20 protein-coding genes are annotated in these 21526 nt (G+C 44.6%); 13 read left to right on the top strand and 7 right to left on the bottom strand.

Annotated features, from left to right (window positions below):
• Positions 1–23: 23 nt before the first annotated feature.
• The 9 genes from QZY95_RS04795 (at position 24) to QZY95_RS04755 (ending at position 9806) form a co-directional block, all read left to right on the top strand.
• The gene (locus QZY95_RS04795) at positions 24–3596 is read left to right on the top strand and encodes an FAD-binding and (Fe-S)-binding domain-containing protein (protein ID WP_290919942.1); all 3573 of its coding nucleotides are present in this window, start codon (positions 24–26) and stop codon (positions 3594–3596) included.
• 75 nt (positions 3597–3671) lie between these two features.
• Positions 3672–4103: a Holliday junction resolvase RuvX gene (ruvX, locus tag QZY95_RS04790; RefSeq protein WP_290919939.1), complete on the top strand. Its 432-nt coding sequence runs from the start codon at positions 3672–3674 to the stop codon at positions 4101–4103.
• 7 nt (positions 4104–4110) lie between these two features.
• Positions 4111–5142 (top strand): endolytic transglycosylase MltG, encoded by a 1032-nt coding sequence (mltG, locus tag QZY95_RS04785; protein ID WP_290919937.1) that lies wholly within the window; start codon positions 4111–4113, stop codon positions 5140–5142.
• Between the two features lie 340 nt (positions 5143–5482).
• Complete coding sequence (locus QZY95_RS04780) at positions 5483–5863, top strand: desulfoferrodoxin (protein ID WP_290919934.1); 381 nt, start codon at positions 5483–5485, stop codon at positions 5861–5863.
• A gap of 18 nt (positions 5864–5881) precedes the next feature.
• A complete protein-coding gene (gene rd, locus QZY95_RS04775; protein ID WP_290919931.1) occupies positions 5882–6040 on the top strand; it encodes a rubredoxin in 159 nt (52 codons plus the stop codon).
• 309 nt (positions 6041–6349) lie between these two features.
• The gene (locus tag QZY95_RS04770; RefSeq protein WP_290919979.1) at positions 6350–7558 is read left to right on the top strand and encodes an FprA family A-type flavoprotein; all 1209 of its coding nucleotides are present in this window, start codon (positions 6350–6352) and stop codon (positions 7556–7558) included.
• A 426-nt stretch (positions 7559–7984) separates the two neighbouring features.
• Positions 7985–8749, top strand: coding sequence for a methyltransferase (locus tag QZY95_RS04765; RefSeq protein ID WP_290919928.1), 765 nt, complete (start codon positions 7985–7987; stop codon positions 8747–8749).
• Positions 8750–8764: 15 nt separating this feature from the next.
• The gene (locus QZY95_RS04760; RefSeq protein WP_290919925.1) at positions 8765–9550 is read left to right on the top strand and encodes a hypothetical protein; all 786 of its coding nucleotides are present in this window, start codon (positions 8765–8767) and stop codon (positions 9548–9550) included.
• Positions 9551–9596: 46 nt separating this feature from the next.
• Positions 9597–9806 (top strand): hypothetical protein, encoded by a 210-nt coding sequence (locus QZY95_RS04755; protein ID WP_290919922.1) that lies wholly within the window; start codon positions 9597–9599, stop codon positions 9804–9806.
• Between the two features lie 78 nt (positions 9807–9884).
• On the opposite strand, the gene QZY95_RS04750 is transcribed toward QZY95_RS04755, so the two are convergent.
• Both QZY95_RS04750 and QZY95_RS04745 read right to left on the bottom strand, forming a co-directional pair.
• Entirely contained in the window at positions 9885–10217 is a 333-nt protein-coding gene (locus tag QZY95_RS04750; RefSeq protein ID WP_290919919.1) for a hypothetical protein, read from the bottom strand.
• 24 nt (positions 10218–10241) lie between these two features.
• Positions 10242–11891, bottom strand: a complete 1650-nt coding sequence (locus QZY95_RS04745) for a hydantoinase/oxoprolinase family protein (RefSeq protein ID WP_290919916.1) — start codon at positions 11889–11891, stop codon at positions 10242–10244.
• A 610-nt stretch (positions 11892–12501) separates the two neighbouring features.
• Here QZY95_RS04745 and QZY95_RS04740 point away from each other — a divergent pair.
• Positions 12502–12894, top strand: coding sequence for a MucR family transcriptional regulator (locus QZY95_RS04740; protein WP_290919913.1), 393 nt, complete (start codon positions 12502–12504; stop codon positions 12892–12894).
• Between the two features lie 124 nt (positions 12895–13018).
• Here QZY95_RS04740 and QZY95_RS04735 read toward each other — a convergent pair whose 3' ends face one another.
• A complete protein-coding gene (locus QZY95_RS04735; protein WP_290919909.1) occupies positions 13019–14605 on the bottom strand; it encodes a peptide chain release factor 3 in 1587 nt (528 codons plus the stop codon).
• A gap of 323 nt (positions 14606–14928) precedes the next feature.
• Here QZY95_RS04735 and QZY95_RS04730 point away from each other — a divergent pair, with 323 nt between their 5' ends.
• Positions 14929–16260: a deoxyribodipyrimidine photo-lyase gene (locus QZY95_RS04730; RefSeq protein ID WP_290919907.1), complete on the top strand. Its 1332-nt coding sequence runs from the start codon at positions 14929–14931 to the stop codon at positions 16258–16260.
• Positions 16261–16311: 51 nt separating this feature from the next.
• Here the strand turns inward: QZY95_RS04730 and QZY95_RS04725 are convergent, their stop codons facing one another.
• Positions 16312–16584 (bottom strand): DUF4911 domain-containing protein, encoded by a 273-nt coding sequence (locus QZY95_RS04725; RefSeq protein ID WP_290919904.1) that lies wholly within the window; start codon positions 16582–16584, stop codon positions 16312–16314.
• 153 nt (positions 16585–16737) lie between these two features.
• On the opposite strand from QZY95_RS04725, the gene QZY95_RS04720 reads away from it, so the two are divergent.
• Both QZY95_RS04720 and QZY95_RS04715 read left to right on the top strand, forming a co-directional pair.
• On the top strand, positions 16738–17709 hold the full coding sequence (locus QZY95_RS04720; protein WP_290919903.1) for an oligopeptide/dipeptide ABC transporter ATP-binding protein: 972 nt from the start codon (positions 16738–16740) through the stop codon (positions 17707–17709).
• Positions 17710–17806: 97 nt separating this feature from the next.
• The gene (locus tag QZY95_RS04715; RefSeq protein WP_290919900.1) at positions 17807–18322 is read left to right on the top strand and encodes a hypothetical protein; all 516 of its coding nucleotides are present in this window, start codon (positions 17807–17809) and stop codon (positions 18320–18322) included.
• A 154-nt stretch (positions 18323–18476) separates the two neighbouring features.
• On the opposite strand, the gene pal is transcribed toward QZY95_RS04715, so the two are convergent.
• The 3 genes from pal to tolA form a co-directional block, all read right to left on the bottom strand.
• A complete protein-coding gene (gene pal, locus QZY95_RS04710) occupies positions 18477–19031 on the bottom strand; it encodes a peptidoglycan-associated lipoprotein Pal (RefSeq protein WP_290919897.1) in 555 nt (184 codons plus the stop codon).
• Positions 19032–19241: 210 nt separating this feature from the next.
• Positions 19242–20585: a translocation protein TolB gene (locus QZY95_RS04705; RefSeq protein WP_290919894.1), complete on the bottom strand. Its 1344-nt coding sequence runs from the start codon at positions 20583–20585 to the stop codon at positions 19242–19244.
• 25 nt (positions 20586–20610) lie between these two features.
• Entirely contained in the window at positions 20611–21522 is a 912-nt protein-coding gene (tolA, locus tag QZY95_RS04700) for a cell envelope integrity protein TolA (protein ID WP_290919891.1), read from the bottom strand.
• Positions 21523–21526 lie beyond the last annotated feature (4 nt).

Below are 21526 nucleotides of genomic sequence, written 5' to 3'. Positions count from 1 at the left end.
CTTAATTACTGGGAGAATTGGTCATGCCGCACAAAGGCCCACATATTTCTATAGGTTCCGAGTTTCTTGTCCATAGGGTGTTGCGGATTGATCTTGATGAATTTGAAGATTGGCCGGAAGCGGTTCGCGAGTTAGCTATTGCGCTTGCTGAAGAACTCTTCCTTGTCCGCTACAATCCTTTTATCGATGCAGAAACCGTTCGCACAAGTGTAACAAAGCGTTTCGACAGGGCAGAACCTGGCCTGGCTCATCATTACGCAAACACCTTGAGCGAAGGTATCACCATGTTCTGGAGTGCTTATGAGGCAGATATGGCATTCCGGAGTGAACTGGTACGTCGACTTGGACAGATCATTCCAAAAAACAATATTGATCTGCGACCTGCATCGTTAGTGGAATGTTCCACAGACGCCACTGACTTACGCATGGAACTTCCGCTGCTTGTCGTTGCTCCTTCTGCAACAGAACAAGTCAGCGCTATCGTTCGTCTGGCGAATGAAATGAAATTTGCACTCATCCCGCGCGGCGGTGCTTCCGGTTGTACCGGTGGCGCTATCCCTGCGCGAAAACGTACTGTTGTGATGAGTTTGCAGAAGTTGAGCGCTATCAAATCCATCAACAATGAAGACATGACCCTCACAGCCGAGGCTGGCGTTATCACTATTGATGCCATCAAAGCTGCTGATAACGGGGGAATGCTCTTTACTGTTGACCCTGCATCCAAGACAGCTTCCACCATTGGCGGGAACGTATCGGAAAACTCCGGCGGCCCTTTTGCCTTTGAGTACGGAACGACTCTCGACAACATTCTTCACTACACAATGGTTACACCGACAGGTGAAATTATTAACGTTGAACGAGTAAATCACCCTCGCCATAAAATTATGGAAAATGAAACAGCCGTGTTTGAGGTTAAGGATGTTTCAGGTGGTGTCCGTACGGTTATCTCTCTTCGCGGCGACCAAATCCGCAAAGCAGGTCTTGGTAAAGACGTTACAAACAAGTTTCTCGGCGGGTTGCCGGGGGTACAGAAAGAAGGCACTGATGGTATCATCACTGAGGCAACCTTCATTTGTTACCCTAAGCAAAAATACGATCGTGTTCTTGTTCTGGAGTTTTTTGGACGCTCCATGCGTAACGCAATGCTCGTTATTAAAGACATTGTCGGCTTGCGTGATACCATTCGTGAGCAGGGTGACCTTGTTAAAATTTCGGCTCTGGAAGAATTTGGCGTTAAATATGTTGAAGCCATTGAATACCAGACCAAATCTGCAAAGTACGATGAACGTCCGATTTCAGTTCTGATTATTGAGCTGAACTCAAACGACATGCTTGCTGTGGATAAAAGTGTTCAGGATATCGTGAACATTTGTGAGCCATACGAGGGTGTTGATGTTTTTGTTGCGCAGGATGCAGCAGAAGCAGAACTGTTCTGGGATGACAGACATAAACTGTCTGCAATTGCCCGACGTACTTCAGGCTTTAAAATCAACGAAGATATCGTTATTCCAATCGATGTTATTCCTGAGTTTTCTGACTTTATTGAGCATTTGAACCAGCGTTGCATGGGTAGAGCATTCCGTACAGCCCTTGGTGAAAGTGGTCGTTTGAGCGGCATGCCGCTTGAAGATAAAGAACTGAACCGTGCTTTTACCTTTGCTTCTAAAGTTGCCAAAGGTGATGTGCCGATTTCAGACCTTTCCGATCAGGAGATGCTTGATCAGGCTCTTGCGTACTTTGAGCACGCTCAGGACAGATACCCGAATCAGCGCCGAAAGCTGAAGAACATCGTTGATGAGATGCTGGCAACCCGCATTATCGTTGCAAACCACATGCATGCCGGTGACGGTAACTGTCATGTGAACATTCCTGTTGATTCCAACAACCCTGTCATGCTGCACCATGCAGAAGAAGTGGCAGAAGAGGTTATGGCAAAGGCGCAGGAGATGGACGGTGAAGTAACGGGTGAGCACGGCATCGGCATTACCAAAATTAAATTCCTTGCGGCAGAAAAAATGGATGAGCTTACTCTGTTTAAACGCAGAGTTGACCCGCTTTCCATCTTGAACCCTGCAAAACTGACCCAGCGCGATACGCCGGTTAAGCCTTTCACGTTCTCATTCAACAGATTGATTCGTGATATTCAGGCGTCCGGTCTTCCTGAAAAAGAGCGTCTTATCAACCTGCTCACAAACGTTCAGGTATGTACTCGCTGCGGTAAGTGTAAGCAGGTTTGTCCTATGTTCTACCCGCAGGGCGACCTTTTATATCATCCGCGTAACAAGAACCTGAGCCTCGGTGCGCTGCTTGAAGCTGTGTACTATTCTCAGGTGAACAAAGGAAAGCCGGATGACAACCTGATGGCGCAGCTCCGTAAGCTTATGGAGCATTGTACAGGGTGCGGCAAGTGTATGGCCGTATGTCCTGTTAAAATTGACTCTTCCAAGGTTGCTTTAGAGCTTCGTGCTTTTGTGGAAGATGAAGGTGCCGGCGGCCATCCGATTAAGTCCAAGGTGTTGGATTACCTTGTTGCGGACGTTGCTAACCGTGTTCCTCGTGCCGCTAAGATGGCTTCTATGGGACAGCGTGTTCAGAACAAGATGTTGCGTCTTGTTCCAAGCTCATGGCGCTCCGGTATCAATAGCCCTCTGTTCTCCGGTTTCGGGCCGGAAGTGGGGTATCGTGGACTTAATGAAGCATTGCGTCTGGATAAAGGCTCAATCTTTGTTCCGGAAAATGCGTCGGAAGGTAAAGAACTCGAAGCAGTCTTTTACTTCCCGGGGTGCGGTGGCTCCCTGTTCTACAGAAATATCGGTCTGGCATCACTGATGCTGATGTTGAAGTCCGGTGTGGCTGTCATTATGCCGCCACGCCACATGTGTTGTGGATATCCGCTGCTCGCAGCAGGTAAGGATGAAGAGTACAAGAAAAACCGTGCGACGAACATCGAAGAAATGAAAGCATTTCTTGCTGATGCTGTGCGCGCAGGGCTTACAATTACACACTCCATCACGGCTTGCGGCTCTTGCCGTGAGGGACTTGAATCCTACGGCCTTGCGGAAGCTTTGGGCTTGAAGCTTGAACATAAAGATGCAGTTCAGTTCCTGATTGAACGTATGGGCAAAGACGCCTTTACTGATGCTGTTCAGGGTGATTCAGTTCTATACCATCCTTCATGTCACGCAGAATGGACAGGTGTTCATAAAACCAAGGCTGCCGGTGTTTATGCAAAAGCATTGGGCGAGCTGTGCGGTATTGATGTGACACTTAATCCCGGCTGTTGTGGTGAATCCGGAATGGGTGCATTAACCAGTCCTGATATCTACAACAAGCTTCGTGCAAAGAAGGAAGAGGGATTAACCCGCGTATTACCTACAATGAATAGGGAAACGCCGGTTGTTGTCGGTTGCCCTTCGTGTAAGGTCGGTATTTCCCGAATCTTCTTGAACCTGCATGAAAAGCGACCGGTACTGCATACGGTAGAATACATTGCTGAAGCGTTGTACGGTGCAGACTGGAAAAAACAGATGAAGCGAATGGCGGTGGAATCTTCCACCAAAGATTCGAAGCGAATTGTTGATACAAAAAGTCTTTAAGAATGTAGGCTCCCCTTCTGAACACTTTCTGTTCAGAGGGGGAGCTTTGTTTACTGAAGACAAAAGATTTACCTCATGAAGTATATTGCTATAGACTACGGAACAAAGCGTACAGGTTTGGCAGCCAGTGATACTGGTGGTAATATGGCATTTCCAAGAAAAACCTTGGTAATGAAGACGCGCGATAAATTTTTTGCAGAACTGCTTGAATTTATTGAAGCAGAAGAACCTGTTGCTATTGTTGTAGGGTTGCCTAAATCTCTCGATGGAGAGGAAACACTGATGTCGCGTCAGGTGCGCAACTTTTTAGCCCGATTGCGTCGCCGGTGTGATTTGCCGATTTTTATTATTGAAGAGGCTCTAAGCTCGTTTGAAGCTGAGTTGGAACTACGTGATGCCGGCTTAAAAGGTCATGAAATCGATAAGGTTGTTGACCAGCAGGCGGCAGTACGCATTCTAGAGTCTTTCTTGCATTTGCACGAAGAACACAGACAAACATACGATTAGCAATGTTATGGGTACATTTTCCAAAATATGCACAGCGGTATTGATGCTGGCAATTCTTGCCGCTGGTGGTGCCTGGTTTGCGTTTGAAACGTACACCAGAACTCCAATGCAAAAAGAATTGCGGGAAATCCCGTTGGTAGTACCGGCTGGGGCATCTTTTTCGCAGGTCATTGATGATATGGCGCGACAGGGTGCTGTTACATACCCGCTTGCCTTTCGTTTGCTGGTGCGTGTTCGCCAGCAACAACAAAATTTAAAAGCCGGTGAATACCTGTTAAATACAGGCTGGACGCCGGAACGTCTGCTTCAGGAACTCGTAAGCGGTAAAGGCGTTCTGTACACGTTGTCTTTTCAAGAGGGACTCCCGTGGTGGATTGTTGCTAAGAAAATTGAACAGCAAGGATTTGCAAAAGCATCTGATTTTGCAAAAGTTATCCACGATCCGGAATTTTTGAAAAAGCATAGTATTCCGTTTTCGGATGCAGAGGGATTCCTATTCCCCGAAACATATAAACTCAGTAAACCGCGTGAGATGAATATGGCGTCCGCCGAAGATGTCGCTTCTATGCTGGTTCATATGTTTTGGCAAAAGACAGCACCACTCTGGGGTGACGGCAGGCCGGATGTAAAAGAGCTTAAACGGGTTCTTATTTTGGCTTCGCTTGTGGAAAAGGAAACAGCTGTTCCGGATGAACGTACTCTTGTTGCAGGTGTCTATGCAAGACGACTTGAAAAGGGAATGCGTCTTCAGGCTGATCCAACCATTATTTATGGATTAGGCCCGAAGTTTGACGGTAATATCCGTCGTGCTGATATTCGTAATAAAAAGAATGTGTACAATACGTATCAGCACAGAGGTTTGCCTCCGGGGCCTATTTGTTCTCCGGGATTAGAGGCGATTAAAGCAGCGCTTGATCCGGAGAAGACAGACTACTTGTATTTTGTTTCTCGGGGCGATGGATCGCATAAATTCAGTAAGACACTGAAAGAGCACAATAAAGCTGTTCGTAAGTATCAGTTACGGCGTCATAAAAAGTAGTTTTGCGACTCACCCGTTAATATTTTGTCTTGAAAGGCAGGTAGTTCCGACTATCTGCCTTTTTATTTTTTGTATAAAATTTTACTATAAAAATATTTTGTAAATCAGTGTGTTATGGTGATAGTTGAAAGTTTCTTAATAGGAATGGTTATTATTAACTTGATTATTCTTTTTCAAGTGCGTATATCTTTCCTCAACGGCGGGCAGAAGAAGTAAATGCCTGCTTAACGCGTTGAACTGATACTCTTTTATGTGTATAGTGGCGCTGCACTCAAATTTATGGTTATTGGAAAAATTTACCCCGAATACAAATAATACAATGTTGATCAGGAGGCTCCCGATGCCAAATCGTCTCGAAGTTTACAAATGTGAGCACTGCGGAAATATGGCTGAAATTCTCGTAGGTGGCGGTCCATCTTTGGTTTGCTGTGGTGAAGATATGGTTCTTCAGGTTGAAGGTACTGTTGATGCAGCACGCGAGAAGCATATTCCGGTTATTGAAAAAACTGCGAACGGGTACCTCGTAAAAGTTGGTGAAGTCCCTCACCCAATGGTTGATAAGCATTGGATTCAGTGGATTGAGCTTGTAGCAGACGGTGTAAGTTACACTAAATTCCTCAACCCTGGTGACGCTCCGGAAGCAGAATTCTGTATTAAGGCAGAAAAAGTTACAGCACGTGAATACTGTAACCTTCACGGTCACTGGAAAGCAGAAGCGTAAACAAAGAGGAAAAGAACGATGGAAAAATACGTATGTGTAATTTGCGGCTATGAGTATGATCCTGCTGAAGGCGATCCCGCTAACGGTGTAGAGCCTGGCACAAAATTCGAAGATATTCCTGAGGACTGGCTCTGTCCGGTTTGCGGGGCTCCTAAAAGCGAATTTGAACCAGCGTAAGTAAAAGTTTTAAGCCTCCCTCTACCGCAGGGAGGCTTTTTTTTGTAAATTGGCGTATAGCATACTCTGTACAGGATGCAGGGCGACATGCTATCGCAATCTTGGCTCTAGCGCCCCGATACGGTATCGTATCTGTTGCAAAAAATATCCGCATGTTGCCTACGTGTCTTGTACCAGGGCACTGTAAATAAAGGGCATTGCGCTATGCTCTTGGGAGCGGATTGTGGTGTCGGGCACTTTGAAAAGCTACAAAATTTCTCTTAAAGACCCTTTAGCAAATTGCGAGGGCAGGTAAATAAGGAAAACATGATGCATCCTGTTGAAATTAAAAAAGACGTATTTTGGGTTGGTGCTGTTGATTACACAAGCCGTGACTTCCACGGTTACTCCCTTTCTCCACAGGGCACCACATACAATACCTATCTTGTAAAAGACGAAAAAACTGTTCTTTTTGATACAGTTAAAAGTAATTTTCTTGAAACCATGCTTTGCCGCATGTCCAATGTGACTGAGCTTGAAAAAGTAGATTACATCGTTTGTAACCATCTTGAGCCAGACCACTCCGGTTGTCTTCCTAAGCTGGTAGAACTTTGTAAGCCTGAAAAAATCTTCTGCTCTCCTCTCGGTAAGCGCTCCATGCAGGCGCATTACAACACCGAAGGCTGGCCAATTGAAGTTGTAAAAACAGGCGACTCCATTAACATCGGTTCACGTGACATTCAGTTTATTGAAACTCGTATGCTTCACTGGCCTGATTCCATGGTGTCCTACATTCCTCAGGACAAGCTTCTTATCTGCAACGATATTTTCGGACAGAACATTTCCAGCACAGAACGTTTTGTTGATGAAGTAGACCGTACTGTTGTTGAACATGACATGATCGAATACTACCATAACATCGTTCTTCCTTTCTCCCCGCTGGTTCTCAAAACCCTTGATGCTATTGCAGAAATGGGTATTGAAATTGATATGCTTGCCCCTGACCATGGTCTTATTTTCCGTGGCAAAGAAGATGTTCAGTGGTGCCTTGATAAGTACCGCGAATTCGCAGAGCAGGCATGGAAAAAACGTGCTGTTATTGTGTACGATACCATGTGGCATTCCACAGAAAAAATGGCGTATGCTATTGCTGAAGGCTTTGAAAGTGAAGGCGTACCAGTACGCATTATGCACTTGAAATCTGATCACCATAGCGCAGTTATGACAGAACTTGGTCGTGCATCCGCAGTTGTGCTCGGTTCTCCGACACACAACAACGGTATTTTGCCGGAAGTTGCTAAAATGATCACATACATGAAAGGCCTTCGTCCGCAGAATCGTATCGGTGGTTCCTTCGGTTCCTTCGGCTGGTCCGGTGAGTGTGTAAAATCTCTTACTGAAAGCCTCGTTGATATGGGTTTTGAAATGCCGGTAGACGGTGTGAAAAATCAGTTCGTCCCAACTCATGATTCTTATAAAAAATGCTACGAGATGGGTGTTGAGCTTGCAAAAGCTCTCAAAGAGAAATGCGGCGAGTAGTATTCTCGTTCAAAATGTACATCATAACTGGATGACTTAGTAACCGTTACGTGGGTTCATTGAAAAAAGTCTGTGGTTTTATTCGCATGAGTAGTTCATGCTATCATGATGAGTATACAATACTGATCCAATAAACATGTGATGTGACCATAATTGACTGAACGTTGAATTAAAACATCGTTAACTAGTTCATCCAGTAGCACAGTGTTCAGGATCGCCTTAAAGGTGATACGTTCATGATGTGATGAGCATACCATGCTGGTATTATAAGTATGAAATGCTGACCTAATAAACATGCAGTGTGTGTACTATTGACTGAAAAAAAGAAAGGGTGGGACATATCCCCACCCTTTTTTTATGGATTGTAAGCATATGTTATACGGTACCTGTAGTGATGGCGATACCAACATTTGCAAAGGATTATTAATGAGCAAAGAGCAGGATATTATCACAGCCCGCGAGTATTTTCCTCGAGGTCTTTTTCAGCCTGAAGGAACATTCCGTTTTTCTATGGATGCGTTGATATTGGCGCGTTTTGCAGGCGCTGCCAAATACAGAACGGCGGTTGATTTAGGTACTGGATGCGGGGTTATCGGCCTTACTTTGCTGCTTGAAAATGAGCGACTTTCAGTTACAGGAGTTGAGTTGCAGCCTGTATTACTTGAGGCTGCGTTGCGTAATGCTGTCCACTTGGGAGTTTCAGAGCGCTTTCAAGGAATTTTATCAGATGTTGGTGCACTGCGGGCAAGTGGGCTTGGAGCAGAAAGTGCCGACCTTGTTGTGTCTAACCCTCCGTATAGAAAAACGAATCAGGGGAGACATGCTGCTACTCAGGAGCGTACATGTGCCTTGTTTGAGACTGAAGGAGCGCTAGAGGCTTTCATCCAAGGTGCGGCTTTTCTTGTGAAGAATAAAGGAACATTCTGCTGTATTTTTCCTTCAGAACGTCTTGAAGAGTTATTAACTCTTTGTTCGCAGAACAGACTCACCCCTAAGCGTTTGAAATTTATACAGAGTAAGGCAGATCAAAATAGCACGCTGGTATTGCTTGAAGCACGAAAAAACGGTAATTGCGGAATAGTAGTTGAACCTCCGCTTGTTATGTATAGTGGTACAGGGAATGATACAGCCCTTACGGACGGGGCGTTGGAATATTGTCCGTATTTGGAATGTAATGCACGCGGACGCTAGTCCACTGGAGAGTCTATGATTGGCATGTATCGAAGAAGAGAACGTTTGCTTTCGGCTGAAAACAATGTGCGACCAGTGCTTGTTTCCTTTGAACAATCCCGAATGGATGGTGGCTTCAGTGCCTCCACGTCCGCAGTGGGTTGTGCGGAAGTCATCAGCAAACATCCTCTCAACTCACTTCTTGTTTCAAGTGGTTTTGCCAGAACATATGGATTGACGTTTCCTTCATCACTGCCATTAATCGTCCAGCTTTCATCAGCAAGTAAGCATGCTGTTCCATCATGGAATAGAACGGTTGTTTGTTCTGTGTTGGAAGCATTGCGCTCCGGTGCTGAAGGGGTTGCACTGCATTTAGCTATTGGCAACGAGTACGAAGAAAAGATGCTTCAGGATTTTGGAACAATCAGTGAAGAAGCACATTCATATGGTTTGCCGGTTTTACTCTCAATTTTTGCTAAAGGTGACCGTATTGTTCAGGAATATGATCGGGCACTTATCTCAGACTCTATACTTCTTGGTAGCGAGCTGGGGGCAGATATTATTGCCGTACCGTATTCCGGGCACCAAGAAAGTTTTGCTCAAGCCATTGGAGAAGCAACAGCTCCGGTGTTGTTAACAGGGACACATGGGGCGACATCCTTTGATGCCTATTGCTCTTCCATTGAAAATGGACTTAGCTGTGGTGCTGACGGCGTAATTGTTCCGTTTCAGGTTCTTCCTGCTGAAGGGCAGATTGAAGCTTTAGAACGCGTTCAAAGCATAGCTAAATTACCTGAGGAGCCTGCGAAAGAAGATGTTTAAAATAGCTGTACTGTTTTTTGTGGTCGTTTGGATCATGAGCTTGTTTATGAGCAAGCGTCGAAAGGTGATTCGTGATTCGAATCATCTGCTACAGCTTATAATCAGTGCTGCTATTATCTTCAGCGGAATAACAATGCTTCGTAATTCAGAATTAGCTGCCAGTACTCCGCTTTATTTTTTATCGTTAGCTGTTCTTTTTGGCAGCGCGTGGTTTATTGCCCGCCTTTTGCTAAATATAGTGACGAGACGAAAGTAAGTATCTCGTTAGCGTATTATCATATTATAAAAGGCTTCAACATCGGGATATCCCAGCGTGTTGAAGCCTTTTTCTGTATTACTTGGAAAGAGGATCTACTGCTGAGGTCGTGGCAAAGAAAAGCTCAGTGTCGTACGGCCCAAAATGTTTTGTGTCCCCTAAAAGGGTAAAGAATTCGACACGGGAATATCTTTTAAGACGCTCTTCTGTAATTCCGTGTGTTTTGTAGTATTCTTCACGGTGCTGCGGATCGCGGGATTCAGTGAGGTCATATACTGCTTCCGGAGTCTCGCCCCATGCATGAAGTACCCATTTTTCACCGTCATAAAGCCAGCCATGTACGATTGTGCAATCTTCACACTCGCTTCCTACTTCAATAACTGCCTCAAAACTTTGTTCTTTATATTCCATATTATCTTCCTTTTTTGCATGTTGCTATAAGCAGTTGCGCTCTGCCATGAAGACTGAACCAAGTGCATTTCCTACAGAATAGTGTTCAGGAAAACAGATAGTTGTATTCAGTCGTTTTGCAACGTTGGTAAGCAAATACGGTGCAGCTGCACCGATGCCAATCATTGGTACATTCAGGGATACTGAAATTTCTAACAGCTGGTGACGTTCTCGAGACGTGAGGTAGCTTGCAAGGTTGCCGCCTATTTCACGCTTGGAAAGGTGCTTAAGAACAGTTTCTTCAATAGTTCTTTCTGCGTTGGTTAGTACTTTCTGAGCGAATTCTTTTTCTGAACAGCCATCTATGATCGCCAGCTTTTTTGCTGCTTGCTGTGCATATTTACTGTTACCAATTGTTAGTTTTCCAAGGACATGTAATGCGTCTGTAGGAGTAAATCCTATCTCGTGTACGTACTGTTTATGGAGCAACTTGGTTAGGTCTTGCTCAAACGTGATTTCCGCAATTCCGAGTTGTTCAAGTAGAGCACTCGGGGTCATTGATCCGTATTCTTTCAAACAGGAGAGTATTGCAGAGGCGTTAATCGTATCCTGTGAAATGTCCGGTGCCATTGAAATGCAACGGGATAACCGTCCTTGTCCAATCCATTCGTCCGGAGCGGGGATAGCCCGCGCCATACAGACGGGAGTTACTCTTGCAGGTCCAACAGTCATAGGCTTTCCTTGTGATAATTGAACAAGACTGTCTCCGCCTACTCCAACTGTAAACATTTCTACAGCTTCGACATGGGTTTCCCATTTTCCAATAGACATCCCTGCAGTATCAATAACGGGATTGCCATCTTTAATGAGTGTAATATCTGTTGTGGTGCCTCCCACATCTAGAATCAGTGCGTGGGTAGAGTTAGTCCTTTTTGCACCGAAAAGTGCGGTTGCAGCGGGACCGCTTGCGATTGTCGATGCCGCATGGGTGAGTGCTTCCTGCATTTGCATTGCCGTTGCATCTCCTCTGACGACAAGAACTTCTCCTGAAATTCCACATTCAGAAAGGGCGTTGCTTATACCGGAAAGGAACTTTTGCATAACCGGAAGAAGTTGAGCGTTAAGGCAGGCGGTTGATGCTCGTTCTTTCATCCCTGCTTTTGAGCTGGCTTCATGTGAGCAGAATACAGGAGCATCGCTGACAAGCTTTACGGCTTTTGCTGCTACAAGTTCATGAACGGGGTTCATAAACGCCATTGAGCTGCATACTGCCCATGCCTCGACGTCTTTCTTAAGTTCATTTACCCCGTCTACGATATATTGAATTCCTAGCGGCTCAACTTCGTCCCCTTTAATGGTATGCCCACCTGGAACAAAGCGGGCTGCGACTGCAGGGACTTCCAGCCGTTGATTAAAACCGATGACAAAAAGTGCTACGTCAGCACCTTTATTTTCTACCAATGCGTTAGTTGCTAACGTTGTTGAAACGGAAGTTTTGATGATGTCTGATGCTGCTACTTGAGATACTGCCAATACCTTTTCGATAACAGCTTGGATTCCTTTTTGGATGTCATAGTGTGTGGTAGGACTTTTTGCTGTAGTTACAACATTTCCAGTGTCTGCCTCGACAATGACTGCGTCTGTATATGTGCCACCGGTATCAATACCAATACAATACCGTTTACTATTTTTCATTGCGCATACTCCCGTACATGAAAGAGCCACAGCCTACCGCTCGAACAGGCTGTTTGGCAACCGAGTGCAGAACATAGGCAATATAATGCAATTATAACTGTATCTAATTAAAAAATGTGCAAAATATAATGCTATTATAATTGGATCTAATACGAAAGCTTTGCTCAAAACTGTATTTAAGAGTAACTACAGTAAATCAAACTTTACTTTCTTGATAAGAATTACTCATTACATTTTGAGACTGACTTATCAAAAATGAGTTAGGACGTAAGAAAAGCACAAGACTCTTCACTGTATGTTGATTGGGTTCTGAATAATGTCGGAGACTATACAAATCCCGTAGTAAAGAAACTCTCTAAGATAACAACGTAAGCAACATTCCATTTAATATTGCAACAGGTTTTTTAAGCAACAAAGTTGTGAGAATCTAATCGCAAAAATATTATTCCAACATAATATAATGGAAATGTTATATTTTACTACGTAGCTTCATTTTAGAATTTGAGAAGAAAGTATTAAGGTCTGGACAGTGCCGATGTTCTATTAAAGACGGTTAATACGTGTGGAATATGATGCAATGAAATACGTGGCGTAACGGAAGGAGGAAATAATGGAAGAATATCTGAAGCAGGCTTTAGATATTGTTAAGGCACAGGCCAGTGTTCGTACTATGACCGAAGATGAAATTGGTTCCATGATGCAGAAGTTAGCTTTCGGCATTAAGCAGATTGCTGAAGGTGCACAGGAAGAAATTGAGCAAGAACCAATTATGGAACCAGCAAAAGCTATCAAAGAAAAGTCCATAACCTGCCTTGAATGCGGAAAGTCATTTAAAATTCTTACCCGCAAGCACTTGCTTTCTCATGATCTGACCATGCAAGAGTATCGTGAAAAATATGGCTACAAAAAAGGTATGCCGCTTGTTTGTAAATCACTTCAGCGTGAGCGCAGAAAGAAAATGAAAGATATGCGCTTGTGGGAAAAACGTAAAAAGAAAGCGTAAGTGATATGCTGCCACACCAACAGAGCCGCTATGTTTAGCGACGGAGTGGCATCATAGTCTTTTAAAAAGAAAAAAACCGCATTGAAATCTTCAATGCGGTTTTTTATGTCTGTAATGGTAGGAATTATCGGATTTCACGCGTGGTACTGAATACCACCTTAGGATACCGTTCCTGAGCAGATTCAAGCTTCCAAGGGTTTGGTGCGAGATATGCGAGGCAGCCTTCTGCATCAATAGCAAGGTCGCTACGATAGTAGTCTTTAAAATCTGCTAAAACTGCTTCATCTTCACTGCTTATCCAGCGTGCGGTTGTAATCATACATGGTTCATACAGGGCGTTTACACTGTATTCTTCTTTTAAGCGGTGTACGATTACATCAAACTGCAAAATGCCAACGGCTCCAAGAATGTAGTCACTATTTGAAATAGGACGGAACAGCTGTACCGCGCCTTCTTCGGCTAATTGCTCAAGACCCTTTTGTAGCTGCTTACGCTTCATAGGGTCTTTAAGCTGTACTCTTCTGAAATGTTCTGGAGAGAAGCTTGGAATACCCACGAACTTGAGTTCTTCTTTTGTTGTAAAAGTGTCACCGATTTTAATGGTGCCGTGGTTGTGGATACCGATGATATCACCGGCGTATGCTTCTTCAACGCCAGTTCTATCCTGCGCCATAAAGATGGTTGCGTTGGCAATGGTAAAGTCTTTACCCACACGGTGGTGCTTAACTTTCATACCGCGTGTAAATTTGCCGGAACAAATACGCATGAATGCGATTCGGTCACGGTGGTTTTTATCCATGTTTGCCTGAATTTTGAACACAACACCGGAAAAATCGGTTTCATATGGGGAAACTTCACGCGTGGTAGTAGGGCGGCTTTTAGGTGCAGGAGCAAGATCTACGAAAGCATCAAGCATTTCATTCACGCCGAAGTTGTTGATTGCAGAGCCAAAAAAGACAGGAGTCTGCTCACCCTTAAGGTAACGTTCTTTATCAAAAGGGTTACCTGCACCTTCAAGCAGCTCAAGTTCATCACGAAGCTGTGCTGCATATTCGCCGAGGTATTCTTCAAGGCGTGGGTCATTTACATCGTTAAAAACAAGACCCTCTTGAGTTTTGCCTTCATGTACTGCACTGAAAAGATGCAGTTCATTTTTATAGATGTTCCACGTGCCTTTAAAATCCTGTCCCATACCGATTGGCCAAGTCAGCGGAGCACATTCAATTTTGAGATGCTCTTCGATGTCAGCCATTACGTCCAGCGGATCAAGGCCATCGCGGTCAAGTTTGTTGATAAACGTAACAATAGGAGTGTTACGAAGGCGACAAACATCCATAAGTTTCAGGGTCTGTGCTTCAACACCTTTTGCAGAGTCAATAACAAGAAGGCCGGAGTCAACAGCAGTAAGAACTCGATATGTATCCTCAGAAAAGTCTTGGTGACCCGGGGTATCGAGAAGGTTAACTTCGTGTCCTTTGTATTCAAACTTCATTACGGAAGAAGTAACAGAAATACCACGTTCCTGTTCCATTGCCATCCAGTCAGAAGTGGCGTGACGAGCCGCTTTACGGGATTTAACTGATCCCGCCATCTGAATTGCACCACCGTATAAGAGCAGTTTTTCTGTAAGGGTGGTTTTACCGGCATCCGGGTGACTGATAATGCCGAATGTGCGGCGTTTATCAACTTCGCGTGCTAAAGCTTTACTCATGGTTATTCCTCTGTATTCCGTTTTGTTAATAAAAACGGTGCGATCTCGCAAAAAACAGCGCGTATGACCGCGCTGCTGTATGTGCTGATTTGTAAGCGTAAAAATTTACATCCTACGCTGTTGATGACTGCCTATTCCATAAAGAACCCGCTTTGGTCAAGAAAGAAGACAGAGCGGTATAACCGCAAACTTTGGGCGGGATTGATATGTACTGTTTTGTCGTACTGGTAGACAAGCATGTTCATGACTCAGTACTTTTGATATATTGATATGACATTGTATAGATGAGGAGATCTGTTATGCAGATAGAACGAATACATGTTGTGAAAGAAGTTAATGCTCCATTGTCTGAAAGTGTTGTTTATTGGATGCGTTGTGAGCATAGGTCTCAAGATAATTGGGCGTTATTGTATGCATTGCAGAAGGCAGATGAAAAGAAACTGCCTTTTGTCGTGCTTTTTAGTCTTGCTGCTTCGACACCGAATTGTTCATACCGGCAGAAAAAATTTCTTTTTGATGGGCTTGAAGAGCTTAAGCGTAGCTTGGAAAAGCACGGTGTTTTTTTTGTAAATGCTGACGTAGAGACACCGGAGGAATTGGCAGAACGAATAAAGGAAATGTCTCCTCACCTTTTGGTAACAGACCATTCTTCTCTTAAACCTCAGCGGAAATGGCTTGAAACGGTAGCCTATCACACCCTCTGTTCAGTGGTAGAGGTCGATGGGAGAAATGTTGTTCCGTTACGTGCTGTCTCTGATAAACAGGAATATGCTGCACGAACAATCCGTCCAAAGATTCATCGGATGTTAGAGCAGTTTTTGGTTCCATTTCCTTCGCTTTCTAAGCTTGAAGGCCATGCTGCTTCTTTTTTTTCTGACCCGCTTACAGCCCCTTTAGCTGGGAAGGATGCTTCTACCGCGGTGAGTTCATTTGTGCCTGGTGAGAAGGCTGCGCGGACTATTTTCTCCACATTCGTGAAAGAGAAGGTTCATCAATACTTAGAAAGAAATGATCCAACAAAGGATGCGTTATCCAATCTTTCTCCGTATCTGCATTTCGGTATGATTTCGGCGCAACGAATTGTTCTTGATATGCTGGAAAATAAGCAGGTGCCTGTGGAGGCAAAGGAAGTTTTTCTGGAAGAATTAGTTGTACGAAGAGAATTAGCAGATAATTTTTGCTTTTTTAATCCTCATTATGACTCTCCGCAGTGTTTTCCTCAGTGGGCGCAAAAGACTCTTGCCAAGCATCGGGCTGATCCACGGGAGCATGTCTACTCGCTTAAAGAATTTGAAGAAGGGAATACGCATGATTCTCTATGGAACGCCGCTCAGTGGGAATTAGTTCATCAAGGGAAAATGCATGGATATATGCGCATGTACTGGGCGAAAAAGATTTTGGAATGGACAGCGACTCCTGAAGATGCCATGCGCTATGCCATTTATTTGAATGATACTTATTCGCTCGATGGTGTAGATGCGAATGGCTACACTGGAGTGGCGTGGTCCATTGGCGGGGTTCATGACAGGCCGTGGCGGGAACGAGCCATTTTTGGGACAGTGCGTTATATGAATTACGCTGGTGCCAAAAGAAAGTTTAAGGTTGATGTATACATTCAAAAAATAGCGATGGCCTCAGGCCGGCTGCTTACATAACTGCTGCTTTAGGTTTCCTTGAATGCTGAAAGTGAAAACGCCCTGTAGACGTTAGTCGGCAGGGCGTTCAAATATTTCAAATGGAATTGTTTGTTGCATTCCTTTTAAGAAGGCACGCATTTCCCTTTCCTGATGTGGAGAAAAGGTGATTTTGAGCACGCAGTCGTAGTTATCAACAACGGATGCGTAGCCAAGATTATCCTGCGCTTCGAGCAAGAAACGGAACATGCCGATATATTTCTTTTCGATCTTCGCATAGAGCGTGCTGGACCAGCTTGGTGCAGGTAACGGTGGACGTGGTTTTCTCGTACGTTTTTTTGCCATAGTTATTCCTCGGGGTGGAAAGTGGCTCATTTCAAACCCCTTGTCAATGAAGTGTACTATTGCGTTGGTAATCATGAAGCACATCGATAGGTTTTTGCTAACCTGCGTACACTTTGGTAATATGGCAATGTTGGACACTAACGTACTGGAGAGATGAGCATTACAACTTTTTTAGAACTCAAAAATGTTACCCGACGTTTTTCTGTTGATCAGCCATTATTTTCAGCTGCTCCCAGAGAGCTTTTGGCAGTTAACAATGTCAGTTTCAGCATAGAAAAAGGCACGACGTTGGGTTTGGTTGGGGAAAGCGGCTGCGGTAAGTCGACTCTTGCAAAAATTGTAGCCCATTTATTGGCGCCTTCTTCCGGGGATGTGTTGTTGGAAGGGGAGTCACTGTGGCAGGGAAGTAAGGAAACGTTGAAATCCTTGCCGCGTCGCATCCAAATGATTTTTCAAGATCCTGTTTCCTCATTGAACCCTCGAAAAAGCATCGGGAAAAGTATTCAGGAAGCACTGGATGTACACGGTGTAGGTACATCTTCTGACCGAAAGAAGGTTGTAACAGAGTTGCTGGAGCGTGTTGGAATGCGCGCCGAGCATTATGGGCGCTATCCTCATGAGTTTTCTGGGGGGCAGCGTCAGAGAATTGCTATCGCCCGTTCTCTGGTTTTGAATCCGGACTTTATTGTTTGTGATGAAGCGGTTTCTGCTCTGGATGTATCAGTACAGGCTCAAGTGTTAAATTTGCTTTCGGATTTACAAAATGACTTTAGTCTTACTTACATGTTCATATCTCATGACTTAGCTGTTGTGGGGCACGTAAGCGATGTTATCGCCGTTATGTACCTTGGGCGTCTTGTTGAGCTTACAAGTGCCCAGAAGCTTTTTGATAACGCACTACATCCGTATACCCAGATGTTGCTTGAAGCTGTTCCGGTGCCTGTTCCGGGCAGGCGTAGTGTCGGAATTGGGCAAAAGGGTGACTTGCCGAGTCCGTTGACTCCACCCGTCGGATGTCCCTTCCACCCGCGCTGTAAACATGCGATGCAAATTTGTAGGGAAGTTGTTCCTGACTGGTTGGAAGTAGGCCAAAATCATCATGTATTGTGCCACTTATATTCATAAGTACTGATTGTGAAAAAAGTAACTTGACGTATGGGCATTCAGTGACCATAGTTAGTTGTACCCCATTCCGCGGGAGAAACAGAGAAAGGAGTGCCACATGGCGGTTACAGAATTTTCTAAGGCAGTTAAATCTATCAGCGAAGTTCTTATTTTTGAGAACTGGCTACGCTTCTACTTCATCAGCGAAGAGGAAGACGGAAAACTCTTCATTCGAATCCCCGAAAAAGCAGATATGCGTATTCGTGAGAACTGGCCACATATCCATTCGCTTGCTGATGAGCTTAACAATAAGGAAATTACTCCTGACACCTCTCGGGAAGCCATTGTTGTCCATGTTTCTAACGAACTTGATGGTAATGCGATGAAAGCAGGCATGGCAGAGCGTGTTTTTAACAGCAACACCTTCCAGTTTGAAATGCACCTATTCAGTATGTGGGTCGAAGGGCATGAATCCCAGCTCGATCAGAGCTTCTTAGACTTTGGCAACTGGCTCTCCATGTACTCAGAATGGAAGCAGTCTGATAAAGTTAAGACTTACATTGAAGAGACCCGTGAGAAAATGAAGGCTGCTGAAGCTGCTACTGCGACTGATACAACAGCAACAAAGCAGTAGTTATACCTTCTCCATATTTTTAGCGCAGAAAGCAGGTAATGGAACAGAGATTTCCATTGCCTGCTTTTTTTGTGGGGAAAGAGTGGGCTGGATAATAAAAAAGGCGTTTCCAAAAGGAAACGCCTTAAAAAGCATACGCTAAAACTAAGCTGTATTACTTGATGAGTTTGAACTCAGCACGACGGTTCTTAGCCCAAGCTGCTTCGCTGGAGCCCTGAACTGCTGGGCGCTCTTCACCGTAAGATACGATTTCAAGCTGAGTAGCAGGTACGCCGAGAACGATCAGGTATTCCTGAACAGTGCGGGCACGGCGTTCACCAAGTGCAAGGTTGTATTCGGAAGTACCGCGGGAGTCTGTGTGGCCTTCGAGAAGAACACGCATCATAGGGTACTTTTTAAGCATCATAGCGTTGTGCTTGAGTACTGTGCGGTACTCAGGCTTGATGTCAAATTTATCGAAATCAAAGTAAATTGGAGCGTCAGCCATAACAACTGCTGCAGCTGCAATTTCTTCAGCAAGCTGACCTTCAGTTGCCTGAGAATCCATGTCCATGGAGCCACCGTTGTAGTTGTTATCAGCAGGAGCTTCAACAACAGCAGTGGAGCCAGAGGCATTTTCAGGGGTAACAGCTACCTGTTTTTTAGCACAACCAAAGCTCATGGCCATAACCATAACGAGCAGCAGTGCCATACCTAAACGTTTCATCATTGCATCCTCCTAAAGTTTGCAAAAAAGGACTCTGGCGATAGAATCGCTTTTATAACAAGCATTTAAAAACCGATTTGAATAACGCGAATATATGTAAATTACGACAATGTGTCACAATATTATATATTCTCAAAAAATTCAAAAAACTCCGTCCATTTCTTACACGGTTTCAGGCTGTTGGCAAGTGCGATGACACTTAGAACACAAATGTCATCGTGTTGACGCAGCCGGAACCATGCCCCATGAAGGCAGAGTTGCTTCTCCCGGGCCGGTTTTCACAATCCTTGGAGTCCCCCCGTGGCGGGTGGTAAGATATATTTTGTATTCGCCGCTTCTATTAGACGCAAAGGCTACAAAAAAGCCGTCAGGGCCAAAGGCTGGCATTTCATCGCTGCCCGGTCCAAAGGTAATCTGCTTTTCTTTGCCTGTTACAAGGTCCAGAGCAAAAATTCTGTGTCCTTGCGGTGTCCTGCGTGCGAACACTACCAGTTCTCCATCAGGTGAAATTGACGGGCTGGTGTTGTATTTGCCATTTCGAGTAATACGGGTCTCTTTACCTGTTACCAGGTTTTTGAGGAAGATGTGCGGGTTACCGCGTCTGCTGGAAACAAACACCATCTTCTTGCCTGTGGCATCGAAGCTTGGAGAAACGTCGATAGCCCAGTTCTTAACAAGAGTTTTTTCGCGTTTAAAGAGGTGGTTCAAAAGGTAAATGTCCGGATTACCACCGGCAGCAAGGCTCACTGCAACTTTGTTGTCAGGCAGGAAAGCAGGGCCGATGATGGTGTTACCAGGGAATTTTACCTTTTGTACTCGCTGGGTCAGGCGATCCCAGATGCCCAGAGAGTGGTATCTTTTGCCGATGTGACTGAATAAGATATACCGGCCGTCTGGAGACCATGTAGGTGACATGGCAAGGCCGGACATATTCGTCAGTCTGTTCAGGTCGCGACCGGTAGGTCGGACTGTCCAGATATCTTTTTTTTCAGGATTTGCTTTTCGAACAAAAGCAAGTGTGGAGAGGAAAAATTCTCCACGCCCTGTTAATTTTTTCATGAGTGCAGAACAGAATCTGTCTGCAACATTAGGAAGATTTTCCGGTGTAAGTTCAGAGTATGCCTTACCCAGAACGAGTTTTCCTGTAAATACTTCAAATGCTCGCAGCTCTACCCGTGGACGGGCACCGTTTGGAACAGCTGGCCATACTTCTGTAATGAGGAGGTCAACATTCGCGAGTTGGAATTTTTTGAAATCAATGGTTTTACCGGTTCCACCAGCGGCTGTATTTCCACCGAGGATAGTGTGACCTTTTACAAGGTTCATAAACGGTAAATAATACAGGTTGTTGTTAATAAGTTTTGTTAGTGCTGCTGCACTTTGAACAGTTTGCGGGCTCGTTTGTGCCTGCGGAGCAAGAACCGGCTTAGACTGGATGAGGTTAATGCTGTTTTGCCCCGGCCCGTAGATATCAATTTCTAAAGATCGGGCGGTTACGGATGTTGCTGAGGCAAAGACCATGCAGACCAGTAATGTCAGTATATAACTACGCTTCATTCTTTCCATCCAGACGTTGTGTCAGTTATTGTTCCTGACTGTTAAAGTTCAGGGTGATTTCGGTCAGGTCAGGGCTTGGTGGCGTCGGCAGATGCTCTGTGTCGGCAATTGCGCGCAAAGTGGATGAATCAAAATCAGGACGGCCGGAAGAGTTTACAAGCTTGGCGTCGAGAATTTCCCCTGCATTCGAAATCATAATTCGTACCTGTGCAACAAGAATGGTACGTGTGGCAAGTTTTGGATAGCGCCAATTTGGTCTGATAGCGTCCATAACTGTTAACGCGTACAAATCTTCAATGCTACCGATAATACCATCTTGTGGTGTACCTTCAATACCTTGCTCTGCTTTTTTTGCATCTTCCTTTGCTACTGCTTTTTGTAATGCTGCAAGCTCATTTTCAATGTTTTGAACTTTCTTTTGGTCATCTTTTTTTACAGTAGCCTTAGTTGATGCCAGAGCTTTTTGTAAAAGATCTTCTGGTGTTGGCTTAGGAGGCGTTTTCTTTTTTGCCTTTTTTTTCACAGCCTTTTTCTTTGTATTTTCTTTTTTTACAGCTTTTTTCTTTTGCGGCTTCTTTTTCTTACTTACCGCTTTTTTAGGAAGATCTTTCTTTTTGGTACTGACGGGTTTTGCTTTAGGTTTTGCCTTTGCCGGTGCCTTCTTCGTTACGGCTTCTTTTTTAGGAGCCTCTTTTTTTTGGGCTTCTTTCTTAGGGGTTGGTTTTGCTGGTGTTTCTTTTTTGGCCTTGGTCTCTTTTACTACCGGCTTTGACTGTTTAGGGAGCGGGTTTGGTGCTTTTTGTGCCAGTTGTACAAGTTTTACCTTGTAAACCGGTACATCCAGTCGCACCTTCATTGTTGAAACAGGCCAGTAAAGGATTGTGGCAATAAGCCCTAAGTGAAGGCATAGGGATAGGAACATACTCAAAAAGCGCATGCTA

This window comes from Halodesulfovibrio sp. (assembly GCF_015482765.1).
Taxonomy (GTDB): Bacteria; Desulfobacterota; Desulfovibrionia; order Desulfovibrionales; family Desulfovibrionaceae; genus Halodesulfovibrio.
This window is presented reverse-complemented; position numbering and strand designations above follow the sequence as displayed.

Bases quoted from the DNA above. Each gene is read 5' to 3' on its own strand.
- QZY95_RS04795 (WP_290919942.1), top strand. From the start codon at position 24: ATGCCGCACAAAGGCCCACATATTTCTATAGGTTCCGAGTTTCTTGTC.
- ruvX (WP_290919939.1), top strand. From the start codon at position 3,672: ATGAAGTATATTGCTATAGACTACGGAACAAAGCGTACAGGTTTGGCA.
- mltG (WP_290919937.1), top strand. From the start codon at position 4,111: ATGGGTACATTTTCCAAAATATGCACAGCGGTATTGATGCTGGCAATT.
- QZY95_RS04780 (WP_290919934.1), top strand. From the start codon at position 5,483: ATGCCAAATCGTCTCGAAGTTTACAAATGTGAGCACTGCGGAAATATG.
- rd (WP_290919931.1), top strand. From the start codon at position 5,882: ATGGAAAAATACGTATGTGTAATTTGCGGCTATGAGTATGATCCTGCT.
- QZY95_RS04770 (WP_290919979.1), top strand. From the start codon at position 6,350: ATGCATCCTGTTGAAATTAAAAAAGACGTATTTTGGGTTGGTGCTGTT.
- QZY95_RS04765 (WP_290919928.1), top strand. From the start codon at position 7,985: ATGAGCAAAGAGCAGGATATTATCACAGCCCGCGAGTATTTTCCTCGA.
- QZY95_RS04760 (WP_290919925.1), top strand. From the start codon at position 8,765: ATGATTGGCATGTATCGAAGAAGAGAACGTTTGCTTTCGGCTGAAAAC.
- QZY95_RS04755 (WP_290919922.1), top strand. From the start codon at position 9,597: ATGAGCAAGCGTCGAAAGGTGATTCGTGATTCGAATCATCTGCTACAG.
- QZY95_RS04750 (WP_290919919.1), bottom strand. From the start codon at position 10,217: ATGGAATATAAAGAACAAAGTTTTGAGGCAGTTATTGAAGTAGGAAGC.
- QZY95_RS04745 (WP_290919916.1), bottom strand. From the start codon at position 11,891: ATGAAAAATAGTAAACGGTATTGTATTGGTATTGATACCGGTGGCACA.
- QZY95_RS04740 (WP_290919913.1), top strand. From the start codon at position 12,502: ATGGAAGAATATCTGAAGCAGGCTTTAGATATTGTTAAGGCACAGGCC.
- QZY95_RS04735 (WP_290919909.1), bottom strand. From the start codon at position 14,605: ATGAGTAAAGCTTTAGCACGCGAAGTTGATAAACGCCGCACATTCGGC.
- QZY95_RS04725 (WP_290919904.1), bottom strand. From the start codon at position 16,584: ATGGCAAAAAAACGTACGAGAAAACCACGTCCACCGTTACCTGCACCA.
- QZY95_RS04720 (WP_290919903.1), top strand. From the start codon at position 16,738: ATGAGCATTACAACTTTTTTAGAACTCAAAAATGTTACCCGACGTTTT.
- QZY95_RS04715 (WP_290919900.1), top strand. From the start codon at position 17,807: ATGGCGGTTACAGAATTTTCTAAGGCAGTTAAATCTATCAGCGAAGTT.
- pal (WP_290919897.1), bottom strand. From the start codon at position 19,031: ATGATGAAACGTTTAGGTATGGCACTGCTGCTCGTTATGGTTATGGCC.
- QZY95_RS04705 (WP_290919894.1), bottom strand. From the start codon at position 20,585: ATGAAGCGTAGTTATATACTGACATTACTGGTCTGCATGGTCTTTGCC.
- tolA (WP_290919891.1), bottom strand. From the start codon at position 21,522: ATGCGCTTTTTGAGTATGTTCCTATCCCTATGCCTTCACTTAGGGCTT.